The 17,256-nt window shown below is 64.0% G+C and carries 14 protein-coding genes; 4 read left to right on the forward strand and 10 right to left on the reverse strand.

What is annotated here, in order from left to right; genetic code table 11:
• Positions 1 to 67: 67 nt before the first annotated feature.
• Positions 68 to 2,755 (reverse strand): carboxypeptidase regulatory-like domain-containing protein, encoded by a 2,688-nt coding sequence (locus SINAC_RS01280; protein ID WP_015243891.1) that lies wholly within the window; start codon positions 2,753 to 2,755, stop codon positions 68 to 70.
• Positions 2,752 to 3,198, reverse strand: a complete 447-nt coding sequence (locus SINAC_RS01285) for a BlaI/MecI/CopY family transcriptional regulator (protein ID WP_015243892.1) — start codon at positions 3,196 to 3,198, stop codon at positions 2,752 to 2,754. The genes SINAC_RS01280 and SINAC_RS01285 overlap by 4 nt, the downstream gene beginning before the upstream one ends.
• Before the next feature lie 516 nt (positions 3,199 to 3,714).
• Between SINAC_RS01285 and SINAC_RS01290 the strand changes: the two genes are divergently transcribed.
• Together SINAC_RS01290 and SINAC_RS01295 are read left to right on the forward strand one after the other, a co-directional pair.
• On the forward strand, positions 3,715 to 4,593 hold the full coding sequence (locus SINAC_RS01290) for an endonuclease/exonuclease/phosphatase family protein (RefSeq protein WP_015243893.1): 879 nt from the start codon (positions 3,715 to 3,717) through the stop codon (positions 4,591 to 4,593).
• A 732-nt stretch (positions 4,594 to 5,325) separates the two neighbouring features.
• A complete protein-coding gene (locus SINAC_RS01295) occupies positions 5,326 to 5,976 on the forward strand; it encodes a CHAP domain-containing protein (protein WP_015243894.1) in 651 nt (216 codons plus the stop codon).
• Between the two features lie 244 nt (positions 5,977 to 6,220).
• Here the strand turns inward: SINAC_RS01295 and SINAC_RS01300 are convergent, their stop codons facing one another.
• Positions 6,221 to 6,454: a lipopolysaccharide assembly protein LapA domain-containing protein gene (locus SINAC_RS01300; protein WP_015243895.1), complete on the reverse strand. Its 234-nt coding sequence runs from the start codon at positions 6,452 to 6,454 to the stop codon at positions 6,221 to 6,223.
• 232 nt (positions 6,455 to 6,686) lie between these two features.
• A complete protein-coding gene (locus SINAC_RS01305; RefSeq protein ID WP_015243896.1) occupies positions 6,687 to 8,198 on the reverse strand; it encodes a rhamnulokinase in 1,512 nt (503 codons plus the stop codon).
• A 300-nt stretch (positions 8,199 to 8,498) separates the two neighbouring features.
• On the opposite strand from SINAC_RS01305, the gene SINAC_RS01310 reads away from it, so the two are divergent.
• Positions 8,499 to 9,128: a hypothetical protein gene (locus tag SINAC_RS01310; protein WP_015243897.1), complete on the forward strand. Its 630-nt coding sequence runs from the start codon at positions 8,499 to 8,501 to the stop codon at positions 9,126 to 9,128.
• 27 nt (positions 9,129 to 9,155) lie between these two features.
• On the opposite strand, the gene SINAC_RS01315 is transcribed toward SINAC_RS01310, so the two are convergent.
• The 6 genes from SINAC_RS01315 to SINAC_RS01340 all read right to left on the reverse strand — a co-directional run bounded on the left by SINAC_RS01315 (position 9,156) and on the right by SINAC_RS01340 (position 15,108).
• Entirely contained in the window at positions 9,156 to 10,118 is a 963-nt protein-coding gene (locus tag SINAC_RS01315; RefSeq protein ID WP_015243898.1) for a GDP-mannose 4,6-dehydratase, read from the reverse strand.
• A gap of 122 nt (positions 10,119 to 10,240) precedes the next feature.
• Positions 10,241 to 11,002, reverse strand: coding sequence for an MBL fold metallo-hydrolase (locus SINAC_RS01320; protein WP_015243899.1), 762 nt, complete (start codon positions 11,000 to 11,002; stop codon positions 10,241 to 10,243).
• A 91-nt stretch (positions 11,003 to 11,093) separates the two neighbouring features.
• Positions 11,094 to 12,473, reverse strand: a complete 1,380-nt coding sequence (locus SINAC_RS01325) for a lactate racemase domain-containing protein (protein ID WP_015243900.1) — start codon at positions 12,471 to 12,473, stop codon at positions 11,094 to 11,096.
• 255 nt (positions 12,474 to 12,728) lie between these two features.
• Positions 12,729 to 13,067, reverse strand: coding sequence for a PIN domain-containing protein (locus tag SINAC_RS01330; RefSeq protein WP_390553510.1), 339 nt, complete (start codon positions 13,065 to 13,067; stop codon positions 12,729 to 12,731).
• Positions 13,068 to 13,171: 104 nt separating this feature from the next.
• On the reverse strand, positions 13,172 to 14,125 hold the full coding sequence (locus SINAC_RS01335; protein ID WP_015243901.1) for a hypothetical protein: 954 nt from the start codon (positions 14,123 to 14,125) through the stop codon (positions 13,172 to 13,174).
• 170 nt (positions 14,126 to 14,295) lie between these two features.
• The gene (locus SINAC_RS01340) at positions 14,296 to 15,108 is read right to left on the reverse strand and encodes a hypothetical protein (RefSeq protein ID WP_015243902.1); all 813 of its coding nucleotides are present in this window, start codon (positions 15,106 to 15,108) and stop codon (positions 14,296 to 14,298) included.
• Positions 15,109 to 15,311: 203 nt separating this feature from the next.
• On the opposite strand from SINAC_RS01340, the gene asnB reads away from it, so the two are divergent.
• On the forward strand, positions 15,312 to 17,243 hold the full coding sequence (gene asnB / locus SINAC_RS01345) for an asparagine synthase (glutamine-hydrolyzing) (protein ID WP_015243903.1): 1,932 nt from the start codon (positions 15,312 to 15,314) through the stop codon (positions 17,241 to 17,243).
• The last annotated feature ends 13 nt before the right edge of the window (positions 17,244 to 17,256 follow it).

Consider the following 17,256-nt stretch of genomic DNA (forward strand, 5'->3'; position numbering starts at 1 on the left):
GTCGCCGGTTTGAGGTGGGAGAAGAAAGATGCTCTCCCACGGATCCAATCAACGGCGCATCCCTCACTCAGTTGTTGCGATCTTGAACCTGGATCTGGAAGTTGATCCCCTCCTTCGACTCTCCGGGCTCGAGCTTCAATTCCTGGCTCGTCCCTGCCGGCGCATCGTTCGCGGAGAGCCAGAACGGGGCGACTTGGATGAATTGCCTACCGCTGCGAACATATTTCAGTTCGAAGATGCCATCCTTGTCGGTCTTGGTGGTGGGATCGTAGTAGCGATTCTCAAGGAGGTCGGCCGCGCTGGCACGGACCTCGCGATCCGCCACGGGCTTGCCCTCAAGATCGGTCACGCGGCCGTGGACGGTGGCCGGCCGGGTCAGGCGGAGCTCGACGTCGCTGAATTCCTCTCCTGGCGTGGTCCGAAACGGCGGAAGGACGCCGTTGGCCCAGGTGCGCCACTGGCCGTACTTGCCGTCGTGGGCGACGAGGTTGTAGTCGCAGGGGCCGCTGGCGGGTAAGAGCATGGTGAAACGCCCTTCGTCATCGGTCGGGACGCTGAACCGGGTATCGCCGGTCAGCGAGTTTCCCGTGCCGGTCAAGGCCGGTGCCACGGTCGCGCCGGCGACGGGCTTGCCGTCCGGGTCGAGCACCCGTCCACGGACCGTCGCCCCCCGCTCGAGCTCGATTGTGATGTCCTTCATGCCGGGTTCGATAAGGAAGTCCAGGCCGTCGAAGTTCCGCTGGAACCCGCGCCCCGCATCTTTCTGGAAGCGGCTCCACTCGCTCAGGCAGGCGTTGGACCACCACCGGGTGTAGTCCTTGGCTTTGACCTGGAACCGGGGATACGTGCCGGGCGGGACGTCGCGAATCTCGATCCGGCCGTCGGCGTCGGAGGTTCCCTCGATGCCGGGCTTCTGCCAGTGGGAGAGCGAGACTCCGGCAACCGGCTTGCCGGTCTCGTGGTCGACCGTACGGGCGACCACGTTGATTCCGGGCTCCAGGCGAATGTCCTGCTTCCGAATTTGATTGGCGGCGATCACTTCCTTCGAGAGCCCAGCCACTCCAACCCCGGGCGAGCGCACCTTGATGTCGTACTGTCCGGGTTCCACGTAGAGGCGGTAGCGGCCGTCCTTGCCGCTCTTCGTTTCGGTATAGCACTCGGACAACATGAATCCCGAGGCGCGTTTCGGGCCGCTGTCGGCCTGGATCATCACGTCAGAGGCCGGTGATCCGTCAGGCGCGAGCACGCGTCCCTCGAAGAAGGTGGTGTTGCCGAGAACGACCACCCAGCCAGGCTGTCCGGTGGCCTTGTCCAGGTGATACTGTGTCTCGTACCCCTCCTTGCGGAATCGGATCTCGACCTTATCACCCTTATCCAACTTGGTGATTCGGAACCGGCCGTCTCGATCGGTCCGAGTCACTCGCCCGGGAACCCAGTGCCAGGCGTGGGCTTCGACCCCCTCGATCGGCTTGCCTTGGGCGTCGACGACGACGCCGGCCAGTTCGTCCTCAGCGACCTCGCGGGGAGCTTCGACTTCCTTGGGGGGAGTGTCCTCGGCGCTGAGTTTGGCCGTGAACGAACCGTCGCCTTTGGGAACGGCCCCCCGTTGTTCCGTGGGGTTGTCCTGCTTCGCCGGCGTCTCGACGGCCCGGACTTGCAAGCTGCTGATTCCCAGGGCGGTGGCCAGAGCCACGGTTCCCATCGCGAACAGGCGGTGGGGGGACGGGGGAGAGAGGGAACGCATCATGTCATCCTCCAGGAGTCGCTCGATGCGGACCGCGACCGTGCCGCGGTCGAAAAAGGGGAGCCAGCCGGGCCTCAGCGCGGCTGTGGCGATCAACCTCTGACCGGGTCTCCGGGCCAGGTCCAACAGTAGGCGGGCGTAAACCAACGGGTCCCCGCCCAGAGCCACGACGGTCTCGTCGCAAAGCAACTCACGCTCGCGGTCGAGCCGCTTGAGCAGCCAGCGAACCAAGGGGTGGAAGAAGAAGGGGACGAGAACCAGCTCCTGAATGAACTTGGCCCAGTCGTCGCGGCGTTGCAGGTGCGCGAGCTCATGCCGTAGACAGTCGCGGCGGTGGGCTTCGGGCCAGCCGTCCCAGTCGGGCGGAACGAGAATTACCGGCACCCGTCCACCGATCACCACTGGCGAGGTTGTTGCCGGGTGCATCGCGAGCCTTGCGAGTCGGGAGAGCCCCAAGCTTTGCTGGCACTCGACGAGCAACCGTCCGGACGCCTCTCCGCACGGCACGGCCTGAGCCTTCAGCCTGGCCAGGAAGAGCCGTCCCCCCACCAGCCGGACTGAGAGCAGGATGGCGGCCAACGCCCAGATTGAGGCAATTCCCAGCGCGAGCAGTCGCCCGACGCCGATCGGCTCCGGCGCGGGCTGACTGCGCCGTTCCTCGTCGCCAAGTCGTGGTTCCAGCGGCCGAGCGACCACGTTCGAGCGGGGGCGGGAGAGCACCGCCCCTGGCTCCGGAATAAGGCTTTCGCCAGTCAAGGGTCGATCGACCGCGACCATTGCTGGATTTGCCGTCGGTCGCGTGGCGATCTCGACCTGCCAGCGAGGCATGACGGGGAGCAGTAAGCCCGCCGCCAGCGCCATCAGGCACAACAGGTGACGGGTCGCCGTTCGTTGCGGCGGCCTCAGAATGAACCAGAGCGCCAGGACGAGGAGAACCAGGGCCCAACGCGCCGACCATTCAGCCAGGAACTGAAGCCCGGGAACGACCCAGAAGTCGATCGCTTCCATCATCGTTTCTTCCTCCCTCGTTTGGCTCCGGTCTCTTCCTCGCTCTTCGGACGCTTGGCCGCCATCTGCTCTTCAACACTCGTGAGCCGGGCCTCGATCGCTCGGAACTCGTCGGGTGCCAGCTTCTCGGTGTCCACGAGCCCGAGGATCAACTGCTCGGCCGACCCGTGGAAGAACCGCGCCAGGAAGTCGGACAGCAGGTTCCCCGTAGCCTCTTGCTGCGAGACAAGGGGCCGGTAGCGATGGGTCAGCCCCTCTTTCTCGTGGTCGACCAGCTTTGCCTTCTCCATGACCTGAAGCAGGCCGAGCACCGTGGTGTAAGGCTGACTCTCGCCTCGGGGTAGATGCTCCATCAAGCCCCGGACCGTCTGTGGGCCGTGCTCCCAGAGCACGCGGAGAACGGCAAACTGCCGCTCCGTGATCGCAACGATCTTGCGTCCGGCCATGGCGTCAAGCTCCCTCACGCGATCCAACGTTCGACTATGTACGCATTATTGAGTAGGAGCGGGAAAGTTGTCAAGATCCAGGCGGTCAGGAAGTGTGCCGCTGGTGTGATGCCTTCGATGAGCCGGCTTGTGTAGCCCTGAAGGGGCGGCCGCTCCTAGCCAGGGGTGAAACCCCTGGAATTCGGATAAGATGAAATGAGGTTTTGCAGCCCCGAAGGGGCGACAGTGCATGCTGACTCCAGGCTTTTACTGTCTCCATTGCGGGGATGATTGATTAGCGTCTTAATTTTTTTTGTGACATGAGTATTGTTGATTGATTTTCAATAGGCGTGCGACGCGCGTCCACGGCAGACGGCTGTGGTGGTTCCCGTCGGGATGGAACGGACGCCGCGTGCCCCAGAGTGAGCGAGCGACTGGAGTTCATCAGTGCGGCCTGTCGAGTTACCTCGCGACCATTTACGATAGGATCCCGAACTCCATCTCCGGCTGATTCTCAATCAACCCCCGGGAAGTCTCATGACGTTCGCATTCCTCGCACTCTCACTCGCGGCCCTCTGCGCTGAGCCCACCAGGAACGATGCCGTGCGGGTCATGGGCTACAACATTCGCTATGCCACGGCCTCTGACGGGAAGAACGTCTGGGACAACCGGAAGGATTTCCTGGCCGAGACCATCAAGGAGTTCAACCCCGACCTGCTCGGGACGCAGGAGACCCTGGCCCGCCAGCGTGACGACCTCGCTGCGCGGCTCGATGGTTATGACCTGCTGGCTGCGGGCCGGGACGACGGTGGTGAGAAGGGCGAGATGATGGCCTTGTTCTACCGCACAGATCGCTTCGAGAAGCTCGCCGGGGGCCATTTTTGGCTGAGCGAGACGCCCGAACGCGCGGGGAGCAAGAGTTGGGATACGTCGTTGCCTCGGATGACGACCTGGGTGAAGCTTCGAGACAAGACAAACCCGGCCACGTCCCCGATCGCGTTCTTCAACACCCATTTCGACCACCGGGGGCGGAAAGCCCGGCTCGAATCGGCCCGGCTCCTCCGCAAGAAGATCGGGGAGCTCGGCGAGGGCTGCCGGATCGTGGTGACCGGCGATTTCAACAGCGACGAGGGGAGCGAACCGTACCAGGCCTTGTTCGAAGCTGCCGAGCCGTCCCGAACCGTGCTCGACACGTTCCGGGTCGCCCACCCGACGAAAGCCAAGGGCGAGGGCACGATCACAGACTTCCGGGCCGGGGTCTCCTCGGGTCCGAGGATCGACTGGATCGGCTGTTCGACGGACTGGGAGGTGCAAGAGGCGGCGATCGTTCACGCCGCACGAGACGGACGCACCCCGTCCGACCACCATGCCGTCACCACCGTTCTCCGGTCTGCCAATCCCAAGCAAGCGCATTGACGCTTTCGCCGGCTCGATTGGCCGCAAGGAAGTTGGATCCAACAGCCCCGACAACCTCTCTCAATGCCTGGTTGCAGGTTCGGGGCTATTTCGGTAGCTGATTTTATGGAAATTTTGAATTGATTGGATGCGAATGGCAAAACGATGTATGCTTCGACCCGATCCAATCCAGCCTGAACAGGGCGACTTCGCTTCAACCACGGCACGCGTTCTTGCAGGACGTGTTCCCCTGCCTGCTCCTGACAGGGAACACACCCAGGCAAGCCAGTGGATTGAGCCATCGTGATGATCGACCGCCACCGCGATCCGCTCGTGAAGTGCCAGGGAATAGGGACGTATGATCGTGGCCTCCTTTCCACGATCATTCCCCAAGCATATCCGTCACGATGGAATGATTCGCGAGCGCAATGGGAATGGTAAAACACTGCAATAAATGTGAAATGCTTGTTTAGGCGTGTTGGCCTTCCGTTTCCTTTTGTTTGTGCCAATTCTGGACCACAAGCCTTGCCGTGATAAACTTCTTCGGACTCTTCCTTCGTCGTATGGGAGATTCATGCTAAAGATTTACATTGTCATTAGATGGGAGAAATGAGCGATGTTGAATGCGGTACGTAAAAAAAGTATGCGTTGTCAGCATGATGAGCTACATTTGGTGTAGCCCCAACGGGCTGGGCGATGAGGCCCACTCTACAACATCCGACGTTGCATACATGAATGCGGAGATCGCAGACGATGACAATCCGCCGCCCGCGCCGTTCGATGCGCCCGTCCATCGACGGTTTGGAGTCTCGCCTTACCCTATCCGCCGCGCCGGCTCATGCGTTGATCTCGATCAAGGCCGACTTGAATAGTCAGGTTCTCTCCTTTGCGCAAAAGGCCCTGGGCAAGAAGATCGGCGACGGGGAGTGCGCGACCTTGGCCGACGAGGCCGTCCGCACTGCCGGCGGGAAGCGGTTCTATACCTTAGGCCCTTCCGGCTTGGACGCCGACTATGTCTGGGGTCGCAAGATCACGACCCTGACGCCGTCCGGCGGATCGATTTCGTCGATCAAGCCCGGTGACATCATCCAGTTCCGCAACGTCACGTTCAGCATGTCGCAGAAGGTCACCAAGCCGAACGGCTCGTGGCAAATGTCAAGCTCCAATTCCAGCTACGGCCACCACACCGCAATCGTCAGTGGAGTAAGCGGAAATTATATCTACGTGCTTCAGCAGAACGTCGGCTCCAAGGGCAAGTCGGCCGACGCCAAAAAGATCGTGCAGGAGGGGACGATCTGGGGCACCTCGTTTTCGACGACGTCGACCGCGAAAGACAAGACGGTGACGGCGACGACTTACACGTTCAAGTCGGGCACGATGTGGGTCTATCGCCCATATTCCTGATCTGGTGCTGACGCTGGCTCGTCGCGCCGGGACCTCCGGCGCGGCCTGCCCCAAGGTCACCGTCACATTGTTGTGACCGAGGTGCTCGACCGGAACCGCTACCGCGCTTTACCGTCCACACGCTGGGGATAAGGCGGCCCATTTGGCGATGGCGGTTGGCCCAGGATTGCCATCACGGCACGGCAATGACGAAATTAATCAGAAAGTGCTTGAGTTTATGGAGTGCGTTGAGATTTAAAGCGGTCTAGCGCTCTCGGCGGTGTACTTCGCTAACACGATGGATTGAGCGTCTCAAGAATGCGATCACCGTCCAACCCGTCAGCATCCCCAAGAGATAGACTGCGACGGCGAGGAGGGCGACAGGGGCAGAAATGCTCCAGCCGAAGAACTTGACCGTGATTGCCTGCATATTCTGCGCGGCAAAGAGACCGACCGCAGCCAGGAAGACAAGGAGGATCGCGGCTTGAACGTATCGCATGGTGGGTGTCTCGTGGGAGCGCATTGCGATCGTGTCAGGAGAAAGGTATTCCTTGATATTTTATGCTGAAACAGGATTTGCTCGCAAGTGTGAAATCCAGCGTTGCTGCTGCGGGAAGGTTTTGGGGAGAGGCTGATTCGGGATGTATTTGCGACGCGAGGCGGCGGAACCTTGCCTTTTGGGGGAACAAAGGCTTGGTCCGCCGCCTCGCGACTTGGGATGGGAGCTCAGGTCAGGCTGGCACCAGGGAGGCGAATCGGGCGGCGGCCTCGTCCCAGACGGCGGTGTTCCTCGGCTCGTAGACGATGACCGGGAACGAGCGGGCGACGATCTCGCGGGCCTCGGCCAGGGAGCCGATCCGGCCCCGGCCCATCGCCTGCAAGAGGACGTTGCCGACGGCGGTGGCCTCGACCGGTCCGGCGTGGACGGGGCGACCGCAGGCGTCGGCCGTGAACTGGCAGAGCAAGGCGTTGCGGGTGCCGCCGCCGACGACGTGGATCGTGCGGATCGTCGTGCCGAGGATCCGTTCGAGCCGCTCGATGGTCCAGCGGTACTTGAGCGCCAGGCTCTCCAACGCGCAGCGGGCGAACGCCCCTTCGTCCTGGGGCGGGGTCTGGCCGGTCCTGGTGCAGTAGGCGGCCAGCCGTGCGGGCATGTCGCCGGGGGAGAGGAACGACTCGTCATCGGGATCGACCAGGGCGGCGAACGGCCGGGCGGCCTCAGCGAGGGTGGCGAGCTCCTCGTACGAGACCTCGCGCCCCGTGCGGGCCCAGGCTCGGCGGCACTCCTGCACGAGCCAGAGCCCCATGATGTTCTTGAGCAGCCGCGTCGTGCCGACGACTCCCCCTTCGTTCGTGAAGTTGTACTTGAGCGTGTCGGCCGTGATGACCGGCTGGTGGACCTCGACCCCCAGGAGCGACCAGGTCCCTGAGCTGAGGTAGCACCAATCGGGGGGGCCGACGACGTCGACGACCCCGCGAGGTCGGACCACCGGCACCGCAGCCACGGCGCTGGCGGTGTCGTGGGTCGCCGGCGCCAGGACGCTCAGACCTTGGGGGATCCCGAGCTCCTCGGCCAGAGGCCGGCGGATCGGGCCGATCACCGTCCCCGGGTCGATCAGCTCAGGGAGGATCTGCCGGGGCAAGTTCAGGTCCCGGCAGAGCTCGTCGGACCAGGTCCCCGACCTCGGGTCGAGCAACTGGGTCGTCGAGGCGTCGGTCCGCTCCCCCGTCCGCCTGCCGGTCAGGAGCCAGGCGAACAGGTCGGGCATCATCAGGAGGGTTTCGGCCATCTCCAGGATCGGCGAGTCGGACAGTCGCATCGCCAGCAGTTGATAGAGCGTGTTGAACGGCAGGAACTGGAGCCCGGTGATCTCGTAGATCCGCTCGCGAGGGACCCGGCGGAAGGCCGCCTCGAACATGCCGTCCGTCCGCGCATCGCGGTAGTGGACCGGGTTGCTCAGCAGCGTATCCCCGCGCCCGACCAGGCCGAAGTCGACGCCCCAGGTGTCGACCCCCACGCCGTCGAGCCCCGGGTTGGCCGTGGCCGCTTTGCGGAGGGCGACCTTGATCTCTTCGAAGAGCCGGGGCAAGTCCCAGTGCAAGGTGTCGAAGACCCGGACCGGCCCGTTGGGGAAGCGGTGGACCTCTTCGAGGACGATTCGCTCGCCGTCGAATTTGCCCAGGAGCCCTCGCCCGCTCTCAGCCCCCAGGTCGAGGGCCAGGTAGTCGCTCGTTTTCGCCATGGCGCGTGGGATCTCCCGCCGTTTTTAATGAATCGTTGCGTTGCTTGGTTTGCCTGCCTCGGGTCGAGGCAAGGGAAGATCGAGGCGCCGCCTCGACCGCCCATCATAAACAAACGGCATTTCAGGTGGTAGAAGCGATGAAGAACCGGCCGTCAGGCCGGCTCGGACGATTTTCCCCGCATTCAAGGGTGACGGCTTTACGGCGCGGTTGGGGCCAGGTAGAAACCAAAAAGGAGCGATAAGGCGAAAAACTACGCGTCCCTTCGCTCTCGCGGTCCCTTTTGGCAATGGGAGCTGGTCATGAAACGGTGGTTTTCACGGTACATCCCCACGCCGGTCATCGCCCTTGGCCTGACCTTGGCCCTCGCGCCAAGCCCCGCGCAATCGGCGCCGCCACAGGGGGCAGAGCCACCGGCCGAGAAGAAGCAGCCCCCTGCCACTGTCCCTGCCCCCGAGCCTCAGGACGATCCTTGGGAGGAGCGCAAGGCAAGGGCTCGCGAGGATGTCGAATACCTTGAAGCCCTCCACAAGGCGAAGCTGGCCGAATGCCGTGAGGCCGAGCTGCGAAGCGCCTATGTCCTGGCGTTGAAAACCGACATCGATCGGCAGAAGCAGAAGGGTTATATCGCGACGTCCATGGTACGCCAGTCTGAGGTGGGGATTGCTGAGAACCAGGCACAGCTTGAGATGAGGCGAGTCGAGCTGAAAGATGTCGAGATCCGGCTCGCCCGCTCTCGACGCCGGCTCAAGGCGATTGAGCGTTCGGGCGCTGCGAACGAGCCGGAGACTTTCCAAGCGGAGGATCGCTTGCGCGAGTTGGAGATCAAATACGAACGCCTTCGTCGCGAGTCCGAGCTCGCCGAGCGAACGATCGCTACGCTCCGCATCGAAATGGATCTGATGAAGAACCGCCCCCTATCACGACCATGATGACAGGCGTCGGCCGGGATCAGCAGATCAGGTCTCGCGAGCCACGATCTCGCGCCAGTATTGCAGCATGTCGGCCAGCGTCTGCTCGATCGAGAACGCCGGCGCCCACCCGACGGCGCGAAGCTTGGTCGAATCGGCCACGAGCAAGGGCTGATCGACCGGGCGGACCCGCGCGGGGTCGACGTAGACCTCGATCGGAGCGCGGGCCAGGGAGGTCAGGATGGCCAGGGCGTCAGCGATCTTCGTCCCCTGGCCGGTGCCGAGGTTGTAGATTTCGCCGCTTGCCCCCTTCTGGGCGAGGAGGCGGTAGCCGCGAACGACGTCGCGGACGTCGGTGAAGTCGCGGACGACGTCGAGGTTGCCGACCTCGATCCGTGCCCGTCGGCCGAGCTCGACCTCGGCGACCTGCCGCGCCAGGCCCCCCAGGACGTAGTTGGCTCCCTGGCGCGGGCCGGCGTGGTTGAACGGGCGGGCGATCACGACGTCGGTGCCGTGCGAGAGATATTGCTGGATTCCCAGGAGGTCGGCCGCCGCTTTGCTGGCCGCGTACGGGTTATTCGGCCTCAAGGGGCAGGACTCGGAGACGGGCAGGTGTTCCGGCCCCGGGTTACCGTAGCTGACCCCCGAGCCGACCAGCACCACCTTCAAGGGGAGGCCCGTCGCCTTGACGGCTTCGAGCAGGTTCAGGGTTCCCCCCAGGTTCAAGGCCCAGGTGCCTCGGGGGTCGGCCATGCTCGCTTGCGGGTTCGCCTGCGCGGCGAGGTGGTAGATCGCCTCGGGCTGCTTGCGGCCGATCAGGTCGACCAGGTCCGACTCGCTGGCTTCGGCCAGGTCGCAGGGCTCGATCCGGACCTGCCGCGACAGGTGCGCCAGCTCCTTGGGCCAGACGCCCCGGGCCGATAGCCCGACCACCAGGTCGCCCGAGTCGAGCAGGTGTTCGGCAAGATGCCCCCCCACGAACCCAGAGACCCCGGTCACCAGAACTCGCATCAGCAGCGCCCCACTCTCTCGTCACAACGGTGGTCACGGCCCACAATTCCGCCCTCTAACAAGAACGGGCCGACCGTGGGGTTTGTTACCTTAACGCGATCGGCAAAGAACCGCAACGAACGTTAGACAGCGTAGCACTGTCCCTGGCGGAGCGGCTCGATGACGCTGGCAGCAAGGTCGAAGTCGTCGGGATAGTGGATCAATCGCATTTTATTGCGGAGGGCGGCAGGGAGGGCGACGAGCTTTTCGTAGGGAGTGTGGACCGCTGCGTGGCCGAGGACCGTCACCTCGTGGACGATCAGGTCGGCGGGGGCGAGCCAGTCGATGAGCGTGGGGTCGAACGCCGTGTCGGCGCTGAAGGCGAGGGTCCGCCCGCCGGCCCGGATCCGGAACGCGGTCGTCGGGACCGGGTGGATCGTCCGCCGGCACTCGATCGCGAATGGGCCCACCGAGACCGGCGTCGACGCGTTCAAGGGGATCAGCTCGAAGTAGTCGTCGAGCTGTTTCTGGATCGTCGGGCCGTTGGGTTCCATCTGCACCTCGGCCATTCCGGCGGCGAGCAGGCCGTCCCAGAGCTTGGCCGAGGCCTCGGGGTGCATGGCGAGCCGGGCGCGTCGGCCGAGCGCGAAGTAGGTGTAGTAGCCGAAGTCCTCCAGCCCCGAGCAATGATCGGCGTGGAGGTGGCTGACCGCGACGGCTTCGACCCGGTCGAGGTCGAAGGGCAAACCGGCCGCGCCCGTCGCCTCGCGGAGCATCTTGCGGATCGGGTGCGGGCACTCGATCAAGAGCCAGGCATCGTCCACCCCGAGCGCCAGGCAGGTGGTGTAGTGGCTGGCGGCGAATGCGTCTCCCACGCCCAGCGGGATCAAGCGGACTTCGCTCATCAACGGGCCTCGCTTCGCTGGAGGGGGAGAGGGAGGGGGAGGCCCACGGTTCAGCGAGGGGCTGAGAACGCGCGGCCTCCACATATTGGAATCATACCGCGCTGGCGGGTTGGGGGGAGGTCCTCGGTTCCGGTTCCGGAGCGTAGGTCAGCCCCCCTTGGGGAAAGACCCGGACGCGAGGCGAGTCGACGCCGGCCCGGCTCAGGGCGTCGGCTGCGGCCTGCCAGAGTTGCCCCTGGTCAGCGAAGAGGCGGATCGGCCCGAGCCGAGGGCCGATTCGGTCGTAAAGGGGCGGGGCGAAGACGAGGACCGTCCGGTCGACCACCAACTCGCGGGCCCAGCGAAGCATGAAGGCGCTGGGGCTGCCGACCGCCGAAACGAGGTCGCTGGCCAGTGCCAGGCCACGGCGGATGACCCAGCCCCCCACCGCCCCTGAAGCGGCGATCGCGCGGAGCGCAGGCATCGGGAACGAGCGGTCGATCTGGTCGGCCTCGGTCCAGAAGAACCCGACGAGGACCCCCCCCGGCCGACTCGCCGCGCGGTGCTGGAGCAAGACCTTGAAGCTCTGCATCGGGTCGCCCGGCCAGGGGTTGTTGCCCGCGACCACCAGGTCGGCCGGCGCGGCGTCGGGCGCTCGGAGCCGCCGCCTGGCCTCGACCGCAAGCTGGTCCTGGACCGCGTCCGGGTGCCCGGCCGCCACGTGAAGCACCTCCCCAGGCGCCCCCAGCAGATGGCTGATCGAGAGGCAAGGACCGAGCAAACGGGCCGCCGAGCGGATCGCCTGCCGCATCGGGTTCTGGTCGGCGTTGCCCCCGAGGAGCCGGCCCGCCTGCCCTGCGCTGAGCCCCTGACGATGCAAGGCCCCCAGGGTCGTTCGGTGGCTCGTCCCCGGGAAAATCAGCTTATACCCCCCGCCGAACCCAGCCTGCAGGTGAGGCAGGACCGACCCGATCAAGATCCGGAGATCGGCCTTGGCCACCGGGCGAAAGACTCGGACCGGCACCCCCTCGGGCGTCACCCCCAAGTCGACGTAGGCTGAGAGATCGTCCACCGGCGGGCTATGGCAGGAATACGCGTCCGCGATCGCGTCGCCAACCCGTTTACGCATCGCCTCGGCGTTCACGGCGTGATGCCGGCCGACACCTACGCTGATCGAGACGTCTTCCTGGCGTACGCCCAGCTCGTGGAGTCGACGGACAATGATTGGCAGTGCCTCGCGAACCGGCGTCCAGCGCGACGGGTCGTCGACCACGATCGCGACCGTCGAGCCGGGGCCGACTTGCAGGCCGGCCTCGGGGGCGTTCAGCGCCTTCTCGAGCGCCGCCGGGTAGTCGTCGATTCCCCCGGTCAGGTCGGGCCAGACGACCTCGGCCGTCGACCGCCAGGCTTGCGGTAAGTCGAGTGTCAGGGTCTCGGCCTCACCCCAAGGCAGGGCCACCGGCGCGTCCGATTCGGTCGAGGGAGCGGTCATCAAAAGCAGACTCCATTCGAGATGACGTCGCGTGCACGCGGAATGCCATCGCGTCGTTCCCACGCACTCTTCAGAAAAAAGAGCGGGCACTCCAGGATGCCCACCACGCTACTCCATCACCTACCCGGTCGCCAAGCCGAGGTCGTCTCTCCGCAGTATGGATAAGAACGTGTTTTGTCAGTTGAGAGAGCCCGCCGTTCCGAAGGACATGGGCGAAGTTCTAGGCTTTGCTGACAATTTGCTGTGCGGCGGTGCTTATGGGGTCTTACCAATGTTTGGGTCGATCCAGATACGGTCAATCCAGGTGCCGTGTAGGTGCTCGAAGTCGAGATCGGTGGTGAGCAGGGTTGCCCCAGAGACGCGGGCGGTGGCGGCGATCCAGACGTCGTTCTTGCCGATCACTCGGCCTGCCTTGCGGCTTGCGTGGTCGATTTCGCCGTAGGCTTCGAGGATTTGCGAGTCACTAATATCGATCCAGACCAGTTGCTGGAGCATGATTTCGAGAGCGTCGAGCTTGGCAACTCCCCAATCAAGTTGGCGAGCGAGCGACTTCATTTCTCCCACCGTCACCACTGAGATCAGGCTACGGCTCAAAGAGGCTCAAAGAGAGTACGTTGTCTCGATGAAGGTCCCGAGCGGGTTCCTTCGCATGAGCGTGAGGAGGATGTTGGTGTCGAGGAGATAGCCGACGCCAGCGTTCATTGGCTGATGTCCCGTAGCGCCTGCTCGATCTCTTCATCGGTCTCGTCACCGGGCCACTGCCCCATGATCGCGGTGACGCCTTTCTTCTGACTCTGCTCCTGGAGAACTTTCCGGAGATCAAACCGCCTTGTCCTCGCTGGGGGAATGCGGGACCACAGTGTTGATTCGCCTTCCGCCGCCGGTTTGATCTCGTCGGCGTCGATTCGCAGCAGGCGACCTGAGGCGCGGTAGATTGCGCTGCCCAGGACAAGAACCCGTTTCTCCAGGTCATGCTCGGATTCCACGGCCGATTCGGAAAGCAGTATACCACGAACCTTTTGTCCGTCGTCCAGCCGAAGGGCGAAGCTCTGGGTGCTGGCACGCACCATGTCCAGTGTCCCCACGACGCGGATTCTCTGGGGAGAAGGAGTGGTTGCCTCGAACTCCTGCGCCGTCTCGATGACTTCGGGGTTAATGAGAGCCGGTGCCTTCTCGTCATGACCGGCGAGGTCGAGGCGAAGTTCCCGGAACGTGCCGTCCAACACATTCTTGAATCCGGCCAGTTTGTTTAGCAACCGCTTGTCGAAACGATCGCTGTCCTCGTTGTGGGCGGCCACGTCCCGCAGCACGTCGCCGAGTAGGTCGAGCCCTGTCTCAGTCGGATCAGGGTGGGTGGGCCAGAATTCCTGCTGCTGGTAGAGGTCTGCTGCGGCCTCACCAAGCGTCGGTACTTCGAAGACGAGAACGGACTCGTCGTTCCCCTCGTGGTTGAGGAAGCGGAGGTCGGCGGCTGCCTCAAGCCAGTGGGGGCGGGTGCCGCGCCCGCTACTGCGTCCCCGGAACGCCATCGAGACGGATTGGCGCACGAGCGTCGGGATCGCGGTCAGGACGTGCCCGAGTGCCTGGGGCGGCAGGTGGCGACCAAAATGTCGATCGCTTGTGAGGGTAATCGTCTGGGTGACGCGGCTCATGGTTCAACTCCCTGGTTGTCGCGAATGCCCTCAGTGAGGAAGGGGAGCGTCTTCAAAGAGTTCCGGAAGCCATGATGAGGAAACTCTCTATTCTACCTGTGTTCAGACGTCAGGATAGAACGGTGTGCGTCAGATCATCAGGCTTCTCGATGCTGGGGTGTTGGAGATGATTATGGGGATTCCTTGATTTGTTCGGGGGCGATTTTGATTGTACCGACATCAGAGACCTTCCCAGGCGTGACGGTAACAACTATCCCCCGCGACTTGCCCTCGGTCAGATAACCGGCCCTCTCATGCCAGATGATGAGCCTCTGTTCCCCGGGTGGAATTCGTGTGATCTCGAACGTTCCCTCTTTGCCGGTCTTCGCGAAGAAAGGGTGGTCGAAGACCTTGATCGAAGCGTGCATCCAGGGGTGAAGACTGCACTGGACTGGAATCTCTCGCCTCTCGGCCTGTAGCCTCACGCTGAGCCGGCCTTCAGGGGCCACCAGTTGATTGAGCTCATAATTCTTGAGCGGCGAGAGATGGATGTTGTGAACGACGTGGTCGCTTGACGTGAAAACGAGCTCCTGGGCTGTGTGCATGGCCGTGATTCGGGGCAAGAACTCGCAGTTTTTCTGGTCGATGGTGACCTTGGGCGCGTCTGCGATGAGCGTCACCTCGGTCTCGAAGAAGTCCCCCTGAGGATCGCTCAGGTAGGCGATGGCATCGGTGATTCCTTTCGACCTGGGATCGATGATCAACGCATTGTCGGGAATCGCCCTCTTTTGGGCGCAAACTTGGGGGTCTCTCTCCGCCTGACCTTGGGGCACGAGGTCCTTGAACCTTGGGATCTCCGCTCCTGACCAGATCACACGACCCCTGATCGATCCGAACCCTGCCCCTGGATCGGGAGGGGCTGCCGCGACTGGGAGGCCCACCAGTCCGATCAGTAGGGAGACGACACACGATCCAGAGAGTTTGCTGATTCTGGTTGGGAGCATCGTGTTTCCTCGGCTCGGCCCCTGCAGGGGCCGGATCTTGAGAGACTTTCCCCGCCCGCCGGGTTCTCTCGCTCTCAAAAAAAAAGAAGACGGAATTCCCGCAAATCTGAGAAATTCCCCGTTCCTCAACCGGCTGGCTAAGTCAGAATGAATCGTCTTGATAACGAGATTTGCGCATTCGGTAGCGAAGGACCCCAACGGCTATGTGCGGGATCACGGGTGCGGCCTGGACGGACGCCGGCCGGCCTTTGGCCGAGGATGCCTTGGCGGCGATGATGACGCGGATCGTGCATCGCGGGCCCGACGACTCGGGCGTCTACCGCGACGATCACGCCGCCCTGGGGTTTCGCCGGCTCTCGATCGTCGACCTCTCCGGCGGCCATCAGCCGCTCAGCAATGAGGATAGCACGATCTGGACCGTCTTCAACGGCGAGATCTACAACTTCCCCGAGCTGAGGCACCGCCTGGAAGCGCGCGGGCACACGCTCCGTTCGACGGGGGATACCGAGGTCCTCGTCCACCTCTACGAGGACGAAGGCCCCGGGATGTTCTCCTTGCTCCGTGGGATGTTCGCGGTGGCGATCTGGGACGCCCCGCGCCGTCGCCTGCTCCTGGGCCGCGACCGACTCGGGCAGAAGCCGTTGGTCTACCGGCACGACCGGACGCGGATCCTCTTCGCCAGCGAGCTGAAGTCGCTCCTCGCTTTGCCCGAATCCGAATTCCCCCGCCGGGTCGATCCGTTGGCCCTCGATCGCTACCTGACCTACGGCTATATCCCCCACCCGGACACGATCCTGGCAGGCACCCACAAGCTTCCTCCGGCGCACTACGCGGTCTGGGAAGGGGGGACGCTGCGACTGGAGCGCTACTGGAACCCTGACTGGTCGCTCGAGCGGAACCGGCCGTTGGAGGAGGACGTCGAGGAGCTTCGCGCCACGCTCGGCGATGCGGTCCGCGAGCAGATGGTGGCCGACGTGCCGCTCGGGGCCTTTCTCTCGGGCGGGGTCGACTCGACGATTATTGTCGGCCTGATGCAAGAGGCGTCGACTCAGCCGGTGAAGACCTTTTCCATCGGCTTCGACGACCCGGCGTTCGACGAGACCCGGTTCGCCGAGCTCGCCGCGCGGCATTTGGGGACCGAGCACCACGCGTTCGTTGTGACGCCGAGGGCCTGGGAGTTGCTTCCGGCCCTGGCCGCCCAGTTCGACGAGCCGTTCGCCGACAGCTCGGCGGTCCCGACCTGGTGCGTCGCGCAAGAGACGCGCCGGGAGGTGACGGTGGCGCTCACCGGCGATGCTGGGGACGAGCTGTTCGCGGGCTACGATCGCTACCGGGCGATCGCCCTGGCAGGTCTGACGGACCGGCTTCCGGCGGGGCCGCGCCGGGTCTTGCAAGGGCCGGTCGCGCGGGCCCTGCCGGTCTCCACCCGGGCGAAGACCCCGATGCGCAAGGTCCGCCGCTGGCTGGAGGGGATCGGCGAAGAACCGGTGCCCCGCTACCTCCGCTGGATCTGCCAGTTCGACGAGGCCAGCCGCATCGCCTTATATTCCGACTCTTGGATTGAAACGTTGGCCGAGGCCGGGACCGCTCAACCCGCCGAGGCCGACCCCGCCGAGGCACTCACCCGCGCCTTCGCCGCAGCCTCGCGCCGCGACCCGGTCACCCGCGCCATGACGGCCGACCTCCTGACGTACTTGCCGGGCGACCTCCTGGTGAAGGTTGACATGGCGAGCATGGCGCACAGCCTGGAGTGCCGTGGCCCCCTTTTGGATCACCGCGTGGTCGAGTTGGCGATGGCGATGCCGATCGCGCGCAAGCTTCGGCTCCGCAACGGCCATTCGAAGGCGATCCTCAAGCAGGCGTTCCCCGAATACCTTCCCCCTGCCCTTCGCAATCGTCCCAAGATGGGCTTTGGCGTTCCGGTCGACCGCTGGTTCCGCGGCCCCCTGAAAGATGAGCTCCGCTCCGTTCTGCTCGACCCCGTCTCCCAGAACCGCGGCCTCTTCCGCCCCGAGGCGATCGCCACCTTGATCGACGAACACGTCCAGAACCAATGTGACCACGCCTATAAACTCTGGACCTTGCTCGTGCTCGAACTCTGGTTCCGCAACCACATCGACGCTGTCCCTACCTGAGCGGTCCGTCCGT

The sequence above is a fragment of the Singulisphaera acidiphila DSM 18658 genome, from assembly GCF_000242455.2.
Taxonomy (GTDB): domain Bacteria; phylum Planctomycetota; class Planctomycetia; order Isosphaerales; family Isosphaeraceae; genus Singulisphaera; species Singulisphaera acidiphila.

Coding starts and splice junctions, on each gene's coding strand:
- SINAC_RS01315 (WP_015243898.1), bottom strand. CDS start 10,118: ATGCGAGTTCTGGTGACCGGGGTCTCTGGGTTCGTGGGGGGGCATCTT.
- SINAC_RS01310 (WP_015243897.1), top strand. CDS start 8,499: ATGAAACGGTGGTTTTCACGGTACATCCCCACGCCGGTCATCGCCCTT.
- SINAC_RS01300 (WP_015243895.1), bottom strand. CDS start 6,454: ATGCGATACGTTCAAGCCGCGATCCTCCTTGTCTTCCTGGCTGCGGTC.
- SINAC_RS01325 (WP_015243900.1), bottom strand. CDS start 12,473: ATGACCGCTCCCTCGACCGAATCGGACGCGCCGGTGGCCCTGCCTTGG.
- SINAC_RS01285 (WP_015243892.1), bottom strand. CDS start 3,198: ATGGCCGGACGCAAGATCGTTGCGATCACGGAGCGGCAGTTTGCCGTT.
- SINAC_RS01320 (WP_015243899.1), bottom strand. CDS start 11,002: ATGAGCGAAGTCCGCTTGATCCCGCTGGGCGTGGGAGACGCATTCGCC.
- SINAC_RS01290 (WP_015243893.1), top strand. CDS start 3,715: ATGACGTTCGCATTCCTCGCACTCTCACTCGCGGCCCTCTGCGCTGAG.
- SINAC_RS01280 (WP_015243891.1), bottom strand. CDS start 2,755: ATGATGGAAGCGATCGACTTCTGGGTCGTTCCCGGGCTTCAGTTCCTG.
- SINAC_RS01340 (WP_015243902.1), bottom strand. CDS start 15,108: ATGCTCCCAACCAGAATCAGCAAACTCTCTGGATCGTGTGTCGTCTCC.
- SINAC_RS01335 (WP_015243901.1), bottom strand. CDS start 14,125: ATGAGCCGCGTCACCCAGACGATTACCCTCACAAGCGATCGACATTTT.
- SINAC_RS01295 (WP_015243894.1), top strand. CDS start 5,326: ATGACAATCCGCCGCCCGCGCCGTTCGATGCGCCCGTCCATCGACGGT.
- SINAC_RS01305 (WP_015243896.1), bottom strand. CDS start 8,198: ATGGCGAAAACGAGCGACTACCTGGCCCTCGACCTGGGGGCTGAGAGC.
- asnB (WP_015243903.1), top strand. CDS start 15,312: ATGTGCGGGATCACGGGTGCGGCCTGGACGGACGCCGGCCGGCCTTTG.